The organism is Mesorhizobium sp. M0166, assembly GCF_040322255.1.
Classification (GTDB): Bacteria; Pseudomonadota; Alphaproteobacteria; order Rhizobiales; family Rhizobiaceae; genus Mesorhizobium.
In genome coordinates, this window is the sequence record NZ_JAMYTD010000044.1 from 1 (window position 1) to 17,623 (window position 17,623).

Annotated in this window: 15 protein-coding genes and 3 pseudogenes; 15 read left to right on the forward strand and 3 right to left on the reverse strand. The window is 61.1% G+C overall.

The annotated features are described in order from the left end of the window. The 15 genes and pseudogenes from NKJ46_RS29175 to NKJ46_RS29245 all read left to right on the forward strand — a co-directional run. Positions 1-182, forward strand: a pseudogene (locus NKJ46_RS29175) (XRE family transcriptional regulator); the annotation flags it as partial. Positions 183-357: 175 nt separating this feature from the next. After that, positions 358-768 carry a hypothetical protein gene (locus tag NKJ46_RS29180; protein ID WP_352669852.1) on the forward strand — a complete coding sequence of 137 codons (411 nt, stop codon included), beginning with the start codon at positions 358-360 and terminating at the stop codon, positions 766-768. 28 nt (positions 769-796) lie between these two features. Continuing rightward, positions 797-1,141 carry a non-heme iron oxygenase ferredoxin subunit gene (locus NKJ46_RS29185; protein WP_352669855.1) on the forward strand — a complete coding sequence of 115 codons (345 nt, stop codon included), beginning with the start codon at positions 797-799 and terminating at the stop codon, positions 1,139-1,141. Between the two features lie 57 nt (positions 1,142-1,198). Continuing rightward, entirely contained in the window at positions 1,199-2,497 is a 1,299-nt protein-coding gene (locus NKJ46_RS29190) for a sugar ABC transporter substrate-binding protein (RefSeq protein WP_352669857.1), read from the forward strand. A 76-nt stretch (positions 2,498-2,573) separates the two neighbouring features. Next, entirely contained in the window at positions 2,574-3,572 is a 999-nt protein-coding gene (locus NKJ46_RS29195; RefSeq protein ID WP_352669860.1) for an ABC transporter permease, read from the forward strand. Beyond that, positions 3,569-4,597 carry an ABC transporter permease gene (locus tag NKJ46_RS29200; protein ID WP_352669863.1) on the forward strand — a complete coding sequence of 343 codons (1,029 nt, stop codon included), beginning with the start codon at positions 3,569-3,571 and terminating at the stop codon, positions 4,595-4,597. The genes NKJ46_RS29195 and NKJ46_RS29200 overlap by 4 nt, the downstream gene beginning before the upstream one ends. 16 nt (positions 4,598-4,613) lie before the next feature. Further along, the gene (locus NKJ46_RS29205) at positions 4,614-6,164 is read left to right on the forward strand and encodes a xylulokinase (protein ID WP_352669866.1); all 1,551 of its coding nucleotides are present in this window, start codon (positions 4,614-4,616) and stop codon (positions 6,162-6,164) included. 5 nt (positions 6,165-6,169) lie between these two features. Continuing rightward, positions 6,170-7,657 carry a sugar ABC transporter ATP-binding protein gene (locus tag NKJ46_RS29210; RefSeq protein ID WP_352669869.1) on the forward strand — a complete coding sequence of 496 codons (1,488 nt, stop codon included), beginning with the start codon at positions 6,170-6,172 and terminating at the stop codon, positions 7,655-7,657. 98 nt (positions 7,658-7,755) lie between these two features. Then, entirely contained in the window at positions 7,756-8,757 is a 1,002-nt protein-coding gene (locus NKJ46_RS29215) for a fatty acid desaturase (protein WP_352669872.1), read from the forward strand. Between the two features lie 6 nt (positions 8,758-8,763). After that, positions 8,764-10,014 carry an NAD(P)/FAD-dependent oxidoreductase gene (locus tag NKJ46_RS29220; RefSeq protein WP_352669875.1) on the forward strand — a complete coding sequence of 417 codons (1,251 nt, stop codon included), beginning with the start codon at positions 8,764-8,766 and terminating at the stop codon, positions 10,012-10,014. Beyond that, positions 10,014-11,120, forward strand: coding sequence for a zinc-binding dehydrogenase (locus NKJ46_RS29225; protein ID WP_352669942.1), 1,107 nt, complete (start codon positions 10,014-10,016; stop codon positions 11,118-11,120). The genes NKJ46_RS29220 and NKJ46_RS29225 overlap by 1 nt, the downstream gene beginning before the upstream one ends. 5 nt (positions 11,121-11,125) lie before the next feature. After that, positions 11,126-11,965, forward strand: a complete 840-nt coding sequence (locus NKJ46_RS29230) for an alpha/beta hydrolase (protein ID WP_352669878.1) — start codon at positions 11,126-11,128, stop codon at positions 11,963-11,965. Beyond that, the gene (locus tag NKJ46_RS29235) at positions 11,952-12,836 is read left to right on the forward strand and encodes a LysR substrate-binding domain-containing protein (protein WP_352669881.1); all 885 of its coding nucleotides are present in this window, start codon (positions 11,952-11,954) and stop codon (positions 12,834-12,836) included. Before NKJ46_RS29230 ends, NKJ46_RS29235 begins: the two co-directional genes overlap by 14 nt. A 299-nt stretch (positions 12,837-13,135) precedes the next feature. Then, a pseudogene (locus NKJ46_RS29240) lies at positions 13,136-13,610 on the forward strand (MBL fold metallo-hydrolase); the annotation flags it as partial. 994 nt (positions 13,611-14,604) lie between these two features. Further along, the gene (locus tag NKJ46_RS29245) at positions 14,605-15,420 is read left to right on the forward strand and encodes a hypothetical protein (protein WP_352669884.1); all 816 of its coding nucleotides are present in this window, start codon (positions 14,605-14,607) and stop codon (positions 15,418-15,420) included. A gap of 316 nt (positions 15,421-15,736) precedes the next feature. Here the strand turns inward: NKJ46_RS29245 and NKJ46_RS34875 are convergent. The 3 genes and pseudogenes from NKJ46_RS34875 to NKJ46_RS29255 form a co-directional block, all read right to left on the reverse strand. After that, positions 15,737-16,048: pseudogene (locus NKJ46_RS34875) on the reverse strand (transposase); the annotation flags it as partial. Then, positions 16,011-16,277 (reverse strand): transposase, encoded by a 267-nt coding sequence (locus NKJ46_RS34880; RefSeq protein WP_502903473.1) that lies wholly within the window; start codon positions 16,275-16,277, stop codon positions 16,011-16,013. The pseudogene NKJ46_RS34875 and the gene NKJ46_RS34880, both read right to left, overlap by 38 nt. A gap of 796 nt (positions 16,278-17,073) precedes the next feature. Continuing rightward, the gene (locus NKJ46_RS29255; RefSeq protein ID WP_352669887.1) at positions 17,074-17,289 is read right to left on the reverse strand and encodes a DUF2934 domain-containing protein; all 216 of its coding nucleotides are present in this window, start codon (positions 17,287-17,289) and stop codon (positions 17,074-17,076) included. Positions 17,290-17,623: the final 334 nt, after the last annotated feature.

Here is a 17,623-nt window from a genome sequence, read left to right on the forward strand (position 1 = left end):
CTGGATATACGTCGCTCACATTCGCCTGCTCACCCGCAGGCTCGCAAGAAGTTGATATCAAAACACTCTTTTTGATTCAGGCTCTGAGGTACAACAAGGGCTATCGGGATCGGATCGCGAGATCGCTGTCCCTACCTGTGGCAATTCTTGAGGCGGAGTCGGACATATTGGACGCTGCGTGATCGGTGGGTAATCTGCGAGTGAGTTGAATATCCGCTACCTTGTGATGTGCATCTGATAGTCGAAGCCTTCACCAAGGTCGACCTAGCGTTCCGTCTCAGTCCGCCGATCTTCCTTGGCGGATCGGTTGACCATCTGCTGGCCACAGACGAACTCGGCCGCGATATATAAAGCCGATTGACGACGGCGATCCGCATAAGCCTGCCCGTCGCGATACTGGCGACAATTGTCGGCGCGGTGGTAGACACAAGACAACTCGGCGCAACGGGTTGGCGCATCAACGTCATCCCTATCCCGCCGAACGTCGCGAGCGCACTGGTCTTGAAAGTGACCCTCTGCTTTCCCGATATCATCCTGCTTGAAACAGGCTTGAGCTTCCTCGGTCTCGGCATCCAGCCGCCCATGGCCTCGCTTGGCAACATAGTCGGTGTGGAGCGCAACCACCTCGGCAGCGCTTGGTCGATCGCCGCGTTTCCCGGCGTAGTCATTGCCATCATGACGCTCAGCATAAGCCTGCTCGGCATAGGGTTCATCGATATCTCTATTCCCACAATGAATTTGCGGTCGAAGGAAAGAGAACGAAAATAAACGAAAGAAAACGGGTATGGGGAGGCGCATGGACGCGCAGACTAATGCAGACAGTAGGCAGTGGATCCAGGCGATCCGTGCCGACAGTCTTCCGGTCGACGATGCGACGCGCATCGAGCACCAGGGAGTATGTATCGCGATCTTCAACCTTGCAGGCAAGTTCTACGCCACATCCGGCATTTGCACGCATGCCCACGCCTTCCTCTCGGAAGGCTATATCGACGGCCAGACGGTGGAGTGTCCTCTGCATCAGGGACTTTTCCACATTCCCACCGGCACACCGCTTTCACCGCCAGTCACCGAGCGGCTGAAAACCTACGAAACCAAAGTGTCGGACGGCTACGTCCACATCCTGGTGGAAGGGGGACAGTGACTTGAACTATTCGGGACATATCCCGGGCTGAAACCAAAATATGGGAGGAAACCTAAAATGCTAAAACTATCACGCCGCCATCTGCTGAAGACGGCCGCGGTGCTTTCCGTCCTCGTCGCTGCGCCGCTGACAACAGTCCCGGCCTTCGCCGAAGACTCCGTCCACGCCGTTCTCAACGGTCTGATCAAGAAATACTCCGACGAAGCCAAGGCGGGCATATCGAACGCCGATGTCGCCGCACTGTTCGAGAAGGACGGCTTCCGCGACTATCTCGACGTCTATCCGGTCGGCGACCTCGCCGGCGGATTCGTCTGGAAGCCGGGCATGGGCGCCAGTTTCGTCGGCCCTTACAGCAAACTGCAGATCAAGGCGCCTTTCACTGACTATCTCCCGTTGCCTGAAGGTCCGGTGCTCGACGCCAACAAGAAATACCGCATCGGCCTCGTCTTCCATGGCTTCAACCATCCTTGGCTGATCAGCCTCGCCGATACCGCCGCCTGGGAGGCCAAGCGCCATCCCAACATCGAACTGGAGGTGATCGACGCCGAGTTCGACGACAACAAGATGGGCCAGGTGATCGATACCTGGATCGCCAAGCAATATGATGGCATCGTGCTGTGGCCGAACCGTGAAGCGCCGATGGGCCCGCCCGTCGACCGTGCTATCGCCGCCGGCATTCCGGTTGTCAGCCTCGACCGTCGCACCTCGTCCGAGCAGATCAGCTCGGAGGTTCTGGGCAACTTCTATGCGAACGGTCTCCAGGAGGGCCTGTACCTCAAGCATGCCGCGCCGGACGGCAATATCATATTCAACCGCAAGGATCTCGGCAGCACTGCGGATTCGATCCGCACCGGTGCCTTCCTCGAAGCGATCGGTAACACGCCGGGCTACAAGGTGCTGGCCAACTATCACACCAACAGCCAGCGCACGCTGGCGTTCAAATCGACGGCGGATGCCCTCCAGGCATTTAAGGACATCTCAGTGTCGTTCAACACAGGCGGCGAGGAGGCCATGGGCGCTCTCGACGCGATCCGGGAAGCCAGTCGGCTGAACAGCGGGCCGGGCGGCAAGAAGATCATGATTCTCGCTAACGACGACGCCCGCGAGGTGCTGAAGGAGATCAAGGCCGGCAATATCGACATGGTATCGCCCTACACGCCGCTGATCGGCGACATCGGCATCCGCGCCGTCGTTATGCATATCGGCGCCAAGGCGGGCCTCAACGAAGCGCCGCCGAAGCTTATCATGACGCCGAACCTGCCGATGATCACCAAGGAGAAGATGAACATCGAAGGCATCGAGACGCTGACTCCCGACGAATGGCCCTATGCATATGGCCCGGAGGTCTCGGGCTGATATCCGCTCCCAAGACGACTGCCGGCCCTCTCGCGGGAGGGACGGCAGTCGTTGACCCAAGGCAGGCGAGTGCGTCATGACGATGAATACTCTTGAGACAAAGGTGGTCGAACCCGCTTCGCCGGCGCGGCCTTCCGATGCTTGGCGGCACCTGAGCATCGGAGCTATGAGCCGCGCGGCGGTGCTGGTCGCCCTCGTCATCGTCGGGCAGGCGATCGCACCGTCCTTTCTTTCCCTTGCCAACATCCACGTCATCCTCTTAGCCGTGGCCGCTATCGGCATCATGGCCTACGGCATGACGCTGGTCGTCATTACCGGCGAGATCGATCTTTCCATTGCCGGCATCGCAATTCTCTCCTGCGTGGCCGGAGGACTGCTGATTCCGACGGGCTCGGCCACGCTGGTCATCGGCGCCACGCTTCTCACCGGGCTGGTTGTCGGCCTGGTGAACGGCGTACTTGTCGCCGCCTTGGGCATTCCGTCGCTGATCGCTACGCTTGGCATGTTGGGCATAAGTCGCGCGCTGGCCAATATAGCGTCCGGCGGGCAGGCGCTCTATCCCGAAGCCATTACTGCTTACCTCTGGCTCGGCCGCGGCAACATTGCCGGCATTCCAGTTCCGGTCGTGCTGCTCATCGTTCTAGGCGCCGCCGCGATCGCGCTGACTAAGTATTCGATCTTCGGTCGCGAGCTCTACGCCACCGGCGGAAACGTCAGGGCCGCCGCGCTATCAGGTGTCAATGTCGTAGGCGTGCGCACCACTGTCTTCATAATCTCCGGCGCCTGTGCCGCGCTCGCCGGCATGCTGGAGAGCGCGCGGCTGTCCTACATCAATCCCGCCGGGCTTGAAGGCATGGAGCTTTCGGTGCTGGCGGTGACGGTATTGGGCGGCGCGGCACTCGCCGGCGGTTCAGGCTCCATCGCGGGCACCCTGGTTGCCGCCCTCATCATCGGTATCGTCAACAACCTCCTCAACCAGTTCGGCGTCAGCATATACCTGCAGCAGGTGGTGACCGCAGCGGTCATCCTAGCGGTAGTCTTGCCCGGCATGCGGCAGCGGGGGATCGCGAAATGAGCGCCGTCGAACTGTCCAGTCCGTCGTCGTCCCGCGTCGCCCCGTTTCTGCAGGGTCTGCTGCGCGACCCGATCGTATGGCTGATCGCGATTATCTTCGTGGTCGGCGCGCTCACCTCCGAATACTATTTGACCGCCCTGAACCTCGAAAACCTGATGCGCAACATCGCCGTCATCGGACTGCTGTCGCTCGGAATGACGGTGGTGCTGCTTACCGGCCGCATCGACCTTTCCGTAGCGGCGTTGATGATCTTTTCGATCATTGTCGGCGTGGTCGTGATGGCCGAGCTCGGCCCAATGCTAGGCAGCCGCTGGCTGGTACGCGGCAACACCTATGCGGGGCCGATCGTGCCGGTGATTCTGATCGCGCTTGCGACCGGCATTGTCGCCGGCGCGATCAACGGCATCGGCGTTGCCTACTTCAAGGTTACATCCTTCATCATGACACTGGTATCGTTGACCGCGCTGCGCGGCTTCAACTACGTGCTCACCAACGGCCATCCCTATTACCTCAAGGCGCCGTTCTATGGCTGGATCGGCGACAGCAAGATCTTCGGCATGCCGGTGAGCTTCCTGATCTTCCTCGCGGTGCTCTTGGCGCTCATCGCCTTCGTCAACGGAACCGTGCGCGGCGCTCGCTTCTACGCCATCGGCGGCAACGAGAAGGCGGCGCTCTATGCCGGCATCAAGACGCAGCGCTACGTACTGCTGGCCTACGTCATCAGCGGCCTCTGCGCCGCCATCGCCGGCATCGTCTTTACGGCGCGGCTGAAGTCTGTCGACGCACCGCTTGCCGCTGGCTACGAACTGACGGCCATCGCCATCGCCGTTATCGGCGGAACAGCGCTATCGGGGGGCTTCGGGTCGCCATGGCGCACATTGCTCGGCAGCGTCGCCTTTGCCGCCGGTCTGAATCTGCTGGCGATCTGGGGCGTCGGCACCTGGTATCAGAACCTGGCGATCGGCATCGCACTCATCGCATCGGTCGGCCTGTCGAAGATGAGCCGCAAGAAGACACATCCATAATCAGGAGAGGCATTTCATGGGCGGACATCTAACGCTCGGCATCGACATCGGCACGACCAACGTCAAGGCGGCGATCCTCGATACCAACACCGGAAAGGTGGTGGCGTTCGGCTCGCAAGAGCATCCCTTGTTCCATCCGTTCCCCGGATGGGCAGAGCAGGAAGCCTCAAACTATTGGGGGGCGGTCGTATCGACTGTCAGGCAGTGCCTGGAGCAGGGCCGGTTTTCCGACGACATCGCCGCGATCGCACTGTCAGGCCTGGTCGGCGTGACGCTGCCGGTCAGCGATCAGGGCAAGCCGCTGCGCCCGGCGATGATATGGATGGATTCCCGCTCGGAAGAAGAATGCGAGGATATCCGCCGCAGCGTCGGCGAGGTGACCATCAACAAGAACAACGGCAACCGCGTCGCCCCTTGGTTCATCGACCCCAAGGCGTTGTGGATCAAGAAACACGAGCCCCACATTTTCAACGCGACGCACAAATTCCTGTCGCCATCGGGTTACTGCACCTACCGCATGTGCGGCAACTTCACGATGAACACCGGTGACGCCGGCCTGGCCTATGCCTACGAGTACCAGAAGGAGCGTTGGAACGAATCCATCGCCACGGCGATCGGCATCCCGCTGGAGAAATTCCCACGCCTCTACCGGTCGCATGAGGTGGTGGGCGAAGTCACCAGGCAGGCGGCGGAGGAGACCGGACTGCGTCCCGGCACCATCGTGGCGGCAGGCGGCACCGACATCAGCTCGGCGGCACTGGGCGTTGGTGTAACCAAGGCCGGCGAGGCCTATTATTCGATGGGCACTGGCTCGAACCTCGGCATCATGATCCCGACCGAGCAGGACGTCCACGAATACCGCATCCTGAAATGGCCGCACGTACTGCCCGGCCTGACCATGTTCGACGGGCCGATGGCCTTCACCGGCGCATCGCTGAAATGGTTTCGCGACCAGTTCGGCGATTCCGAGTTCCGGCTGGCCGAGCGCATGGGCCACAACGTCTTCGACCTTTTCACCGAGCAGGCCAAGCATGTGCCCGCCTGTTCCGACGGCCTGCTCTATTTGCCGTATCTCGGCAATACGCTGTCGCCGAACTGGAACAGCAACGCCGCGGGTGTCTTCTTCGGCGTACGCCCGACGACGACGCGCGCGCATTTCATCCGTTCGCTGATCGAAGGCGTTGCATTCGACCTGTACTCGAACGTGCGCATCGCCAATCAGGCCGGCGTGAACGTCGATGGGTTGATCCTGAACGGCGGCCCGACCAAGAGCCGTTTCTGGAACCAGATAACCGCGAGCGTCGTGAATCTGCCGCTGAAGGTGCCGGATATCGGCGAGGCGGCGCCCATCGGGGACGCCATCCTCGCGGGCGTTGCAGCCGGCATCTACAAGTCGCCGATCGAGCCGCTCGAAAGCATCGTGCGTATCAAAGAGACAATCGACCCCGATCCGAAGCTGCACGAGCGCTACCACGACTTCTTCGAGGTCTGGTCCTCGATCTACCAGAATCTGCGTGGCGACATGGATCGTCACCGCGCCCTGCTCAATCGGTATCATTCGGGATGACGGCGATGAACGTCTCGCTGCTCGAGGTCCAGTCGATCCGCAAGGCGTTTCCCGGCGTGGTTGCGCTGGCCGACGTCACCTTCAACCTGAAGGCCGGGGAAGTGCATGCGCTGGTTGGGGAGAACGGCGCGGGCAAGTCGACGCTGCTGTCGGTCATGAACGGGCTGATCGCGCCGGACAGCGGCGAGATCCGCATCGAGGGCCAGCCGGTCGTGTTAAGTGATCCGACGGTCGCGCTGGCCAACCGACTGTCTCTGGTCCACCAGGAACTGGTGCTGTGCCCGAACCTCAGCGTCGCCCAGAACATCTTCCTCGGTCGCGAGCCCGCGGCCCGCCTCGGCGGCAATAACCGGGCGGCGCTCAACCGGATGGCGCGGGAACTCCTCGACGAAATCCATGTCAGCCTCGATCCGTCGCGTCCGGTCTGCGAACTCAGCTTGAATGAGCAGCAGATAGTCGAGATCTGCCGAGCGCTGGCAAGCCGGCCGAAAGTGCTGATTTTCGACGAGCCGACCGCCTCGCTGAACGACGATCAGGTCGGTCACCTGCTCGCCGTCATCCGCAAGTTGAAGGCAAGTGGCCTCGGCATCGTCTATGTCTCGCATCGGCTCGGCGAGGTGCTGGACATTGCCGATCGGGTGACCGTGCTGCGCGACGGCCGTGTCGTTGGTACGCGCGACGTTGCCGACCTCGACGAGACGGCGCTCGTCTCTATGATGGTTGGGCGCGAGCACAAGCCGGGCCAGAGCGCTTACAAGGAGCGCCGGCAAGGTTCCGTCGCCCTGGAGGCCAAGGCGATCGGCAAGGCCGGGGTGTTTGACGACGTATCCCTTGAGGTACGTGCCGGCGAGATCGTCGGCATCGCAGGCCTGCTTGGCTGCCAGCGCGAAGCCGTCGCGCGTGCGATCTTCGGCGCCTCATCGATCGACCGCGGGGAAATTCGTGTGCACGGCAAGAGAGCGCCCCTTCGCTCGCCGCGCGATGCAATTGCTGCCGGCATCGCCTTCATGCCGGCCGACCGCAAGGGCGAGGGGCTGGTCCTGCCGATGAGCGTCGGCGACAATCTCGGGCTGACGATCCTGCGCCGCTTTGGCCGCCTCGGCTTCCTCAAGCGCCGGCAGAAGAATGCATCGGCCAACGATCTGGTGCGCAAGCTTGCCATCAAGGCCAGCGGCCTGTCGCAACTGGCTTCCCAGCTCTCGGGCGGGAACCAGCAGAAGATCGTCATCGGCAAATGGATCGCGCGCGGCGGCGATATCGTAATCGCCGAAGATCCGACCCGCGGCGTCGATGTCGGCGCGAAATTCGAGATCTGGCGTGCGATCCAGGGCCTAGCCGACGAAGGCAAGGCGGTGCTGCTGCTCACCACCGAGCTGCAGGAAATGATGGACGCCTGCGACCGTATCCTGGTCATGAGCCGCGGTCGGATTACCGGGCATTTTCAGCGCGAGGATTTCTCGGCCGAGGCGATAGCTCATTGCTTCGTTGCCTGAACGCAGGATCGATAACGGTATGGAAACAATGAATTTTCTATTTCCCGTCCGCGTCGGTAGGTCTCCTTCGACAACAAGCAATTTGAAGGAGGATCGGCATGCAGGGCGATAATTCTGCCAGCTATGCGGGCATCGGCGGCATCGGCAGCAAAATTTGGCCGCTGACGGGCCCCGAGATCATTTCGCGTGACAAGCTGAAGAGGCTTCGCACGCGCACCAATGGGCCGGGCCTGGTCAGGCTCGCGGTGCACATCGGCGCACTTATCCTTGGTGCTCTGGCCGTCTATCTGTCGTCCTCGACGCCGTGGCTCCAGATACCGGCGATGTTCGTCTACGGCGTTGTTATCGTGCTGCTGTTTGCACCGCTGCACGAATGCTCGCACGGCACGGCCTTTCACTCGCGCTGGATCAATCACCTCATCGGTTTCGCCGTCGCCGCGTTCACCTTCCGGCCGTTTCTGTATTTCAAATATCGCCACGCCGCGCACCACACCTACACTCAGCATGAGGACCACGATCCCGACATCGTGCCGTTCCCGACCTCGCTGCGCGACTATTTCGGGCAGATACTCGGCCTATCCTTCTGGCCCAAGCTGGTCGGCACGTTATGGCGCGGCTCGACCGGGCGTTTTACCGACGAAGAACGCGAATTCTTGCCGGAATCCGTCTGGAAGCAGGTGATGCTGGAAATCCGGCTACTGGTCTTGGCCTACATCGTCATTGCCGCCTTTTCGATCCACTACGGAAGCACGATCGCGCTGATTTATTTCCTGCTGCCCCGTGTCATGGGCGAACCGGTGCTGCGCGCCATCCGCATGGCCGAGCATACCGGTGCGGAAGAAAGCCCTAACCTGCTCGCCAACACCCGCACCACCCTGGCGAATCCGGTCCTGCGGATGCTCTATTGGAACATGCCGTTCCATGCCGAGCACCACTTGGCCTCGTCTGTGCCGTTCCACGCGCTCGGCAAGCTTCACAGCGAGGTTTCGCCGCATCTGCAATGTGTCAGCAAGGGATACATTCAGGTGCATCGCGAGATAATCCGCGACGTGCTGAAGAATGATCGTCCCGGCGCCGCACCGGCCGGCCAGGGAGCCTGATTGGCCGTGGCTGGTTTGGGAAGAACGGCCGGCGTCGTGATCGTCGGCGCGGGACATGCCGGCGGCCGTACCGCCGAGCGGTTGCGGCACGGTGGTTTCGTTGGCCCGATCGATGTGGTCGGGATCGAACGCGAACTGCCATATGAGCGCCCGCCGCTGTCGAAAAGCGTGCTGACCGCAGCTGAGGTTCCGGCGAATGCCTATCTTCTGCCGCCGGCCCGCTGGAACGAGTTCGGCGTCAGGTTTCACCTCGGCGCCGAGGCGATCAGCATCGACCGGCGGGCCAAGGCGGTGACGCTGGCCGATGGCAGCGGACTGCCGTACCGCAAGCTGGTGCTTGCGACCGGGCTCTCGCCGCGCCGCATCGAATCCGTGGAGCCCGTCGCGGACCGGGTCGTCTATCTCCGCTCGTTTCAGGACGCGCTAGTCTTGCGCGACCGCATCCTGCCTGGCTCTTCGGTGGTGCTGGTGGGGGCAGGGCTCATCGGTTTGGAAGTCGCGGCAAGCGCGGTGAAGCGCGGTGCGACCGTCACGGTGCTCGAAGCCGCGGATCGCCCTCTGAGCAGATTGCTTCCGACATACCTGTCGCAGTGGCTCGCCGACGTTCACCGGCAAGCCGGCGTCAGGATCCTCTGCGGCCGGCAAGTGATCGCTTCCGGGCGGTCGGGCGGCGCGGCATTGCTCCGCCTGAACGATGCCACCCAGATCAAGGCCGATCTCGTCCTTGTCGGCATCGGTGGAACGCCGAACGACCAGCTTGCCCGCGACGCCGGGCTGAACGTCGACAACGGCATCGTGGTCAACGAGTTCGGTCAGACCAGCGATCCCGACATCTTCGCCGCCGGCGACGTCGCCTCGCATGAAAACCGCCAGTTCGGTAAGCGCTGGCGGCTCGAATCCTGGAAAAACGCTGAAGACCAGGGCGGCATCGTCGCCGCCCATATCTGCGGCAGCCCGGCGCCGTATGACGAGGTACCGTGGTTCTGGACCGACCAATACGACTTGAACATCCAGGTCGCCGGAATCCCAGGCGATCGGGAGCCGGCCTATGAGCGCGGCAGGCCAGGCGACCGTGCTTATCTCGCCTACTTTGCCGATGAGGAGCGTCTCGTCGGCGCTATTGGCATCGCATGCGGACGCGACATCCGCATCGCTCGCGAGACGATCAAGACCGGCGGCCGACTGAATCCTGCCGAACTCGCGGGGAAGGGGTTTGCGGCATTTGGCGCAGCCCAGCCTGAAAGGCTGGCATTGTGATACGCTCTCCTGCCGCAATCTGCTTCGAGCCGAACAAGCCATTGGCCGTCAAGGAGATCCAGGTGGCGCCGCCCGGTCATGGCGAAGCACTGGTCGAGATCGTTGCTTCAGGCCTTTGCCACACCGACCTGACCGCGCTGGACGGCGTCAACGCGACCAGCGTTTACCCGCTGATCCCCGGCCACGAGGGCGCGGGCCGCGTGATCGAGGTAGGCGAGGGGGTTTTGGACCTGAAACCCGGCGATCATGTCATCCCACTCTACGGGCCCGAATGCATGCATTGCCGCATGTGCCGCAGCGGCCGCACAAATCTCTGCTGGACGATCAAGCCGACGCGCGACAAGGGCGTGATGCCGAACGGCACGTCGCGTTTCGCGTTCGGGGCCGACCCGGTGCATCACTTCATGGGAACGTCGACGTTGTCTCGCTATACTGTCGTTCCGGAGATCGCGCTGGCAAAAATACGGCCAGATGCGCCGCTCGAGAAAGTCTGCCTGTTCGGCTGCGGCGTCACCACCGGCGTGGGCGCTGCGCTGGCCGAAATTCGCGAAGGCGACGCCGTCGCCGTTTTCGGCCTCGGCGGCATCGGCATCAATGTCGTGCAAGGCGCGCGGCTGGCGGGCGCCAAGACCGTCATCGGCATCGATGTCACCGATCGCAAGAACACGCTTGCCCGAGCCTATGGCATGACCGACTTCGTCAATGCCGGCCGGGAAGGCGCAAAGGTTGTGCAGGCGATCCGCGACTTGACCGACGGCGGCGTCGACGTGGCTTTCGAATGCACCGGCATCGTCCCGGTCATGCGCCAGGCCTTCGACTGCTGCCAGCCAGCCTGGGGTACGGCGGTGCTGCTCGGCGTCGAGCCTCCCGGCGCGGAACTGGGCTTTCCGCCGGTTGGCGTCCGCTACGGCAGGAGCATCCGCGGCAGCTATTTCGGCGGCGTCAAGGGACGCAGCGGGCTCGGCCGGCTGATCGACTTCTACATGGAGGGTCGGCTGGATCTGGACCGGCAGATCACCCACACGCTTACGCTCGACGAGGTCAATCGCGGCTTCGACCTGATGCGGGCGGGAGAGTCTGTTCGCAGCGTCGTCCACTTCGAGTGACCAGCGTGGGGCTTGCCAACGAAGCCGGCTACGTCTTCCGCGACCGTTATCCGGAGCGGGAGCATGTCTATCGCCGGTTCGACGAGGTGAGCGCCGCAGCGCGCGCTTCGCTTCCATGCCGCCGCAACGTGCCTTACGGCGCGCATCGTCGCCAGGTGTTCGATCTGTTTCCGGTAGGTGACGGCGCCCCGCTGGTCATCTTTGTCCATGGCGGCTATTGGCAGAGCCTCGACAAGGATCGCTATTCGTTCGTCGCCGCGGCGCTCGTGCCGCGTGGTTTCTCGGTGGCCCTGCTGAACTACCCGCTTGCGCCGGCCGCGAGCCTCGAGGCGATCGTCGAAAGCGTCTGCGGCTGCCCGCCCGCGGTCCTGGAGGCGCTCGGGACCCCGCCGCCGTTCTGGATCGCGACCGGCCATTCGGCGGGAGGGCATCTCGCTGCGATGCTGACCCTGGCGAGCAAGGCCGGCAATGTGGCGCTCGCGGCCTGCGCGCCGATCAGCGGCATCTTCGATCTCGAGCCGCTGGTGGAAACGTCGCTCAATGCGGCTCTCGAGCTGGACCACGAGCGCGCTGCAAAACTCAGCCCAATACGTCGCCCGCCGATATCCTGTCCGTTGACGGCTTTTGTCGGGGCCGACGAAACATCGGACTTTGCGGGGCAGTCCCGGCAGTTCGTCGGGCATTGGCGTGCATCCGGCCGGCATGCCGAACTGGTTTCGCTGCGGGACAAAAACCACTACACGGTCCTATGCGATCTGCTGGAGGAGCGGTCGGAAATAGCCGAAGGGATCACGCAGTTGGCGCAAGCCTTCCGCAGGGAGGAGAAACGGGTTGAGTGGCTCTAACAAGCTGCATTTCGTCAATTTCAGCCAGCTACGTTCATTTTATGCGGTCGGGCGCGAACTGAGTTTCACCAAGGCGGCCGACCTGCTGTGTGTCGGCCAGCCGACGGTAACGACGCAGGTGAAGGCGCTGGAGGAGACATACGACGTTCAGCTTTTCCTGCGTTCGCCGCGCGGCCTGAAGCTCACCGACGCAGGCGAAGCGCTGCTTGTCGTCGCCCGCCAGATCTTCTCGCTGGAGGAACAGGCGGTCGGTATTCTGCAAGCCGAGGGCAACCAGATATCGGGAAAGCTGCGCGTCGGTACCGTCGGGCCGTTCTTCGTCATGGAACTGCTCCGTGCCTTCCACGGAAAATACCCGCTGATGCAGGTCTTCCTCGAGAGCGGCAATTCCGACGTCATCTATAACAAATTGCTGAACTATGAGGTCGACGTCGCCATCATCGGCCGCGACTATGACGATCCGCGCCTCGATCTCATCCAGCTTGGCCGCCATGAAGTGATCGTCTTCGTACATCGCGACCACCCATGGGGTGGACGCCAGCAGATCGATCTCGAGGAACTGGACGGGCAGCGCCTGATCTTCCGCGAGCCGGGTTCGATGACCCGTCGCGCGCTGGAAGAGGTGCTCGACAAGCATCGAGTACGGCCCAATGTGGTGATGGAAATTCCACGCGACGGCGTTCGTGAAGCTGTCGCCGCCGGCCTTGGCGCCGGCATTGTTTCCAAGACCGAGTATCTTCCGGATGACCGTTTGACGGCGCTTTCGATCTCGGATCACAAGCCGTTCACGCAATCCTTCGCGGCGTGCCTGAAGGTCCGCCAAACATTGCGTCCCATAGAGGCGTTCATGAAATTGGTCAGAGATCATTAGATGGCAGCCACTTCTCGCTAGCTCTGTTGACTTTGCCGCCCTTTGCGGCGGCCACGAAGGCGGAAATCGGCCATCCCGTGCAGAGTTCGCTGCGCTCCCCCGCTCACCTTGACTGGTCGGACCCACCGTGAACTCGCTGATCGTCGTGTCCTCGGGCACATCTATTGCGAAGGACACGACACTGGCGATCCGGTCCGGAGTAATCGCGTGCTTGTCATAGAGCGACTGCCTCGGCTGCGCCAGGGTCCGTGATCCCACCCAGCAACTCAGTGCGGATCGCCGCTGGGTAAAGGGCGACGGTGCGGATTCACGTGGCAGCCGCTGAGATCAAGTTCTGGGGTCGCCCGATTTCTCCCGTGCCTCCATGCCGCAGGGGTTTCCGGATGCGCTTCGGCCGGCAGCCAAGCGGTTCGTGAATGAGTACCGCAGCCAGTTGCGGCCGTTCGAAGACGAACACGAGGTGGCGCCGGGGGTGGTCGTCCGTCGCACCGGCGGCCACACTCCCGGGCACAGCGTGGTCCGCGTGGCGTCAGGCGGCGACCGGCTGGCGTTCGCCGGGGACCTCGTGTTCCAGATCGGATTCGACCATCCCGACTGGCACAACGGCTCGAACACGACCCCGAGGAGGCGGCACGCGTCCGCGTTTATCTTATGCGGGAACTCGCGGCGAACCGCGAGCCGCTGGTGGCCACTCACCTGCCGTCCCCGTCGGTCTGCCATGTGGCGGTCGACGGCGACGCCTTTCGTTGCGTACCGGCCGTCTGGGATTACTGAACGCTTGCAGGGTGACGACCAACCTAGCTAAGATCGCCGCCGAGAGCCATCGCGACATGACTATCTGTTCATGCAATGTGTTGAGCGATCAGGATTTCCGCTCCGCCGTCGAGGCGGAGCGGACGCGCTCGATCACTCAGGTCTATGGCTGTCGCGGCTGCAGCCCCCAGTGCGGCCGTTGCGTGCGCACCATGCGCCGCCTCATGAACGAGGCGCTCGGCGGCGCGTGTGCGACATCGGGCAATGGCTGCGCGCGGTCCTCCTAATCCTGACTCGACCGCCGCCGGCCGGCTTTCTGTGAGTGATGACCGCTTGTTGGGTCAACGTCCAACCGGGACGACCACATTACTTTGAACAACTACTCGAGCGGCAAGGATTCGCGGCTTGACGAGGGGCACGGGCGCTGTCGCGCTGCAAAATGCGCGGGGGTTCGAGTCGATAGAGGGATACCGCCAATACAGTGCTGTGACCGAGTTCGTTTGCTGACGGGGCTTCTTAATCAGCGCAAATAGGTCCGACTCCAACCTCCGCAACCAGTTCCAGCATAAATCACTGACAGTCGCGATCTGATCAAAGCCCAAACCTTTGTTAGAGCACTCGACATAGAGCCCCTGGGTAGATGCTGCGAATGGCACTTGTGTGCTAAGCGTAAGGGCTTCCGAATGTCTTTCAAAAGTCTCTGAAGACGACTTTCGGGACACGGCTCGTGACCTCCATCCGAGGGGTCCAAGAGACCCGGTTCGAGGCGAATAAAACATGACAATCAAGTGCTTACGTATAGAGCGGTCGACGAAGGGAAAGTCGTCGATTAGTGGAAAGATTGCGTGGTTCCGAGAGAAACCCCTTTCACTCAGAAGCGCGTGAACGTCAGTGCCTCGCTGTTTTCTAATCCCAGTTTACCCAGTGCGCGGGCGAGCCTCGTCGACAGGCACAACGAAGGCCGCCATTATGTCTGCCGCGCTTCCGCGCGCCCAGTTACCAAAGGAGGCGACCCGTGATTATCGTGGTGGTAGCAGCAACGTTCCTGGTCTCTGCGACCCTGCTTCATGTCCTCCTGATCTACCTCCGGCCGCTCACTAAACTCACTTGGACTAGGCTGGACTACCTGGCGAATGTCGTCTTGGCCGCTGCGGTGGTTGCCGCCGCTCTCGACTTCCAGATTTACCGTGCCGCGAGCGCACAACAGGAGCGCCAGATCGAGTACGCGACGGCACTCAGCGAACTGCGGCAGTCAATGCTGCAGACGATTACCTATTGTAACGACAACCGGCACATTCCCCAGCTCAAGGAGCTATATTCCTGCAGATACTTCCCGGCCTTTTACGCCGATCTCGACCAGATGAAGAGCGAGCCCGGCTATCCGTTCGTCGATCTGCTCCTTTACGACTATGACCGCGCGACCCTCGACCTCTCTACCGGTTTGCCTTGCGGCAACAAGAGAGACGGAAAGGACGAGGCCATGCAGTATGTTTCGCACGGGGTGGGGTTCAAAACGACGAACATCCCATTTTGCGAATTCTACGACGATTCCTGGCAACTCCGGTCCGCGGCGATGAGTGCCAAGCTGGATGTCGGGCAACTCTCTAAGTACAAGAGCCTTTCAGGGCTCTGGATCGTCATCGTCGCCTTCCTGCTCGCGCTCAGGTTAACGAAGATCGCTGCGGAGGCGGCCATCCTGTCTGCGGGAAGCCAAACGCAGGCCGCGCCGGCGGCCGCGCTGCCGCCGGAGGTCCAATGCGTGCCCGTCCCAGAACCGTCAGCGGCGGCCGCGAAGTTGATGAACGAGCACAAGTCGAACGAGCCGAAGTAACTCGCCTTGGACAGATGAACCTCTCGGGGAGCTAAGGTTCGCAGGTAGCCCTCAACTCCTCTCACGCTTCCTCGGTATCTGTTCGCTAGTGCCCCCGAGTCTCCGATAAGAGGCGGCGACCTCTTGTAATCCTCAGCACTGGCCACCGACCTTGCTAGCATTTGGACACCTCGAACTACCGGCATTTCCAAAGGGAGTGGTGCGGCAATGAGGTTGTGAACAGTCTGACGCGCGGCGGTGGCTGGATTTCGGTCGTTGGGGCTGATGCTGGTTGCCGATTTCGGCATCGCGGCGGCGTTTTCCGCCGCTCTCGCCGTCATGCGAACGCAGTTCGCCCCTGGTGCCAAACGAAGCGGGTGAGATTGTAGGCGAGGTTGGCCATGCCGATCTTGGTGCGGGCGCGAGCGATGCCGATCGTGCGGACAAACAGGCCCATGCGTGATTTCTGTTGCGCGAAGACGTGCTCGACGAAAGCGCGGATCTTTGAGCGCCGGCCATTGGCCCGTGCCATCGCCTCACTCATCGGCCGGCCTTTCGGCTTCTTGTGATGAATGTTGTCGGAGACGTAGCCGTTCTTGTCCAACCACGCCTCATTCTTCTTCGAGCGATAGGCGGTGTCGGCCCACATGCAGAACCAGGACCTTGAACATCATCACCGCATCAAAGGGCGGCCGGCCGCCTTTGGCGCCATCGGAGCGCTTCAGCGCCTTGGCCAGCGGTTTCCCGAAAACCTCCCAAGGCACCACCGCGTTCAGCTTCTCCAGTGGATCGCCGGCCTCACTCAGCCGGACATAGCGCTCGTCAATATCCCAGAACCCACCTAGCCTCGCATCCAACGCCTCCGTGCAAATCACCACGCGAAGTGAATCAAAATGCGTTCTCGATTGCTAGGTTTTTCGAAGTGTCCAGCTACAGAACGGCACGGTCCGTAATATTCGCACCGGCTAGCAAAGGCTTACTGCGACGGAATATCGAAACTGTTTGATCACGAAAAGGAAATAAGGAAGTTTCTCCTTCCAGAGATTGGATCCCTCAAAAGAGATTCAGAGCCAAATTGAGTTTCGGAAGTCAGCAGTACAGAAAGTTCTTGTTCCGAATTATTGACTGTAGACTCCCAGTCGAAGCGACATACAAAAGAATTACCACTATGGCTAAGGACGAATCGCTCTTCCTTTGCGACTACTCCTGACGAATGAAAACGCTCTAGGATATGTATGCTTCCTCCTGTTGCGAACTGTGGGCTAGAGGGTCGTACCTCGGCGACGACAGTCGACGCCTTGTAAAAGCCAGCGCGGCCGCCCAAGAAGACAAACATCCAATTGAGCTCCACAATGGTGCCGTCAGTCCAGTTGCCTGTTCCATTGGATACGAGGGCAACTGAGCGATGTTCGCCAGTCATTTAGTAATTTCCCTGGTCGCAGCATTAGTAGGCTAATGTGGCCTTCGGTTACTTGCCTTTCGGTGAGCGCTCTTTCTGGAAAATACTAGTCGGCGACGCCTGCGTGGGGCTCCGACGTCGGAACATTGGTTATCGGTAAGAGCAAGCGGACGCAAAACCGTGTTCACCACGCTCCGCAAGATGGATGGTCGAGAATAAGTCGGAGCCCCGAGCCGGGCAGATATGGCCCGAGCCGGTATCGAGTTGTTGCTTCTCTACTTACGTCCCGCGGTCGCCTTTTTCGAGGTTCTAGCGACCTTCGAATTGAAGGCGAGACCTTGAGTCGGATCCTTAAAAGCTGTCAGGCCCTCAACTTCACTCTCGCGTGCCGCCTGTTCCCAGTGTTGCTTCTCGAGTCCATCTGGCCGTCCGGCCTCTTCCCATATTTTGTAAGCGCGAATACGAATGTGTTCGTCGTGATCATCTATCATAATGAATATCCTCCGCTATTTCTGCGCCAGACAAAAGATCGCATGGGCTCATATCATTCTCGCATTGCTCCGATTTCAATAAATCAGATATCTAGACAAAGGGTTCAGGGTGATCTAATTTAGCATGGAAATATTGCTCTGCCAAAAAGAATCGTAGTTAGACATTTGGGGATGCCGCTGAAGGCGCCACGTCGGAAATAGACGTGTGCTCTCGGGTATTTTTAAGCCCACCTCCTCGCTTGCAGCGGATCTTTCTTTGCGCAGCGAGTGTGGATCGATGAGAGGTGGAGATTGCGATTGTGCGTGATGATCAATATGTACTAAACCATTGTAC